This is a genomic window from Ideonella sp. B508-1 (genome assembly GCF_000333615.1).
Taxonomy (GTDB): domain Bacteria; phylum Pseudomonadota; class Gammaproteobacteria; order Burkholderiales; family Burkholderiaceae_C; genus Ideonella.
The window spans coordinates 1-1,804 of sequence record NZ_BADL01000491.1 but is presented as its reverse complement, the minus strand read 5'-3'; the positions used below and the strand labels follow the sequence as shown (position 1 = coordinate 1,804).

Genomic DNA, 1,804 nt, shown 5'->3' with positions numbered 1-1,804 from the left:
TGATGGTGGCTGCCTCGCACTATGTTCGTGGTGGATCAACGCAAGGTGGCGGTGGTCTACATGCTGGGTGAGATCAAGGAGGTCATCACCGAACCTGGGCTGAAGTTCAAGCTGCCCCTGTTCCAGAACGTGGTGTTCCTGGACCGTCGCATCCAGACGCTGGACAGCCCGGAAAGCCGCCCTATCTTCACCGCCGAGAAGAAGAGCCTGATCATCGATTGGCTGGTCAAGTGGCGCATCCGTGAGCCCCGTCAGTTCATCCGCAACAACGGCACCGACATCCGGGTGCTGGAGAACCGGCTCAGCCCGGTGGTGCAAGCGGCCTTCAATGAAGAGGTGACCAAGCGCACGGTCGGTGGCGTGCTGGCCACCGAGCGTGAGAAGGTCATGACCGATGTGAAGAAGCGCCTGGCTGATGAGGCAGCCTCGTTCGGTATCGAGATCCTCGATGTGCGCATCAAACGCGTGGATTTCGTCGCCAACATCACCGATTCGGTCTACCGCCGCATGGAATCCGAGCGCAAACAGGTGGCCAACGAACTGCGTTCGCAAGGCCAGGCCGAAGGGGAAAAGATCCGCGCCGACGCTGACCGCCAGCGCGAGGTGATCATCGCCGAGGCTTACCGCGATGCCCAGAAGATCAAGGGCGAGGGCGATGCCCAGGCCTCGGCGCTGTATGGCGAGGCGTTCGGCAAGGATGCCCAGTTCGCCCAGTTCTACCGCAGCCTGGAGGCCTACCGCAGCACCTTCCACAGCAAGAGCGACGTGATGGTGGTGGACCCGAGTTCCGACTTCTTCAAGGCCATGCGCGGCAGCGGCGCGGCGGCGGGCCCGGCTCCGCGCAAGTGAGTCGGCTTTCCGCCCGGTGACGAATCGCCATGGGGGATCTGTTCTGGGCCGCGCTGGGCCTGATGCTGGTGATGGAAGGGCTGCTGCCCTTCCTCAGTCCGCGGCAGTGGCGGGCGGTCTTCCTTCGGGCGGCCGAACTCAGCGACGGGCAGATTCGATTCCTGGGTTGTGCCAGCCTCTGCCTGGGGTGGCTGGTGTTGTGGCTTTGGGGGCCGGCCGGGTGAGGCACTGACCGGGCCGGGCTGCCATCGGCAGCCAGGGTCTGTACAATGCTGCTTTTAACCCCGGTGCCATTTCATGTCCTCTGCTTGGCTGTTGCCAGAGCACATTGCCGATGTCCTGCCCGCCGAGGCCAGGCGCATCGAGGAACTGCGCCGCCAGTGGCTGGATCTGGCGCGTGGTTACGGTTTCGAGCTGGTGATGCCGCCGCTGCTCGAACACCTGGAGTCCCTGCTGTCGGGGACGGGCCGGGAGCTCAACCTCAAGACGTTCAAGCTGGTGGACCAGCTCAGTGGTCGCACGCTGGGCCTGCGGGCCGACACCACACCTCAGGCGGCGCGCATCGACGCCCACCTGCTCAACCGCGAAGGCGTCACTCGGCTGTGCTACTGCGGACCCGTGCTGCACACCCGTCCGTCCGGTCTTTATTCCACCCGTGAACAGCTGCAGTTCGGCGCCGAGATCTTCGGCCACGCCGGCTTGGAAGCCGAGCTGGAGGTGCAGGAGCTGGCCCTGGATGGCCTGCAGGCGGCCGGCGTGCCCCAACTGACCATCGACCTGGGGGACGCTCGCATCGTCCGCTCCGTGCTGGCGGGGGCCCTGTTGGACACCGAAGCGCTGACGGAGCTGGTGGCTGCCCTGACCGCCAAGGACGGCAGCACCGTGCGCGCCATGGCCGCGCGCTGCCCGGCCGAGACCCGCGAAGGGCTGGTGGCCCTGCTGGATCTCTATGGCG

The 1,804-nt window shown here is 65.6% G+C and carries 3 protein-coding genes; all 3 read left to right on the top strand.

Annotated features, from left to right (window positions below):
* The first annotated feature begins 9 nt into the window (after positions 1–9).
* A complete protein-coding gene (hflC, locus tag I73_RS29220; protein WP_051049293.1) occupies positions 10–849 on the top strand; it encodes a protease modulator HflC in 840 nt (279 codons plus the stop codon).
* Between the two features lie 29 nt (positions 850–878).
* Positions 879–1,073 (top strand): DUF2065 domain-containing protein, encoded by a 195-nt coding sequence (locus tag I73_RS19405; RefSeq protein ID WP_022982139.1) that lies wholly within the window; start codon positions 879–881, stop codon positions 1,071–1,073.
* A gap of 73 nt (positions 1,074–1,146) precedes the next feature.
* A partial coding sequence (locus I73_RS19400) for an ATP phosphoribosyltransferase regulatory subunit (protein ID WP_022982138.1) occupies positions 1,147–1,804 on the top strand: 658 nt, incomplete at its 3' end.

Bases quoted from the DNA above. Each gene is read 5' to 3' on its own strand.
- I73_RS19405 (WP_022982139.1), top strand. From the start codon at position 879: ATGGGGGATCTGTTCTGGGCCGCGCTGGGCCTGATGCTGGTGATGGAA.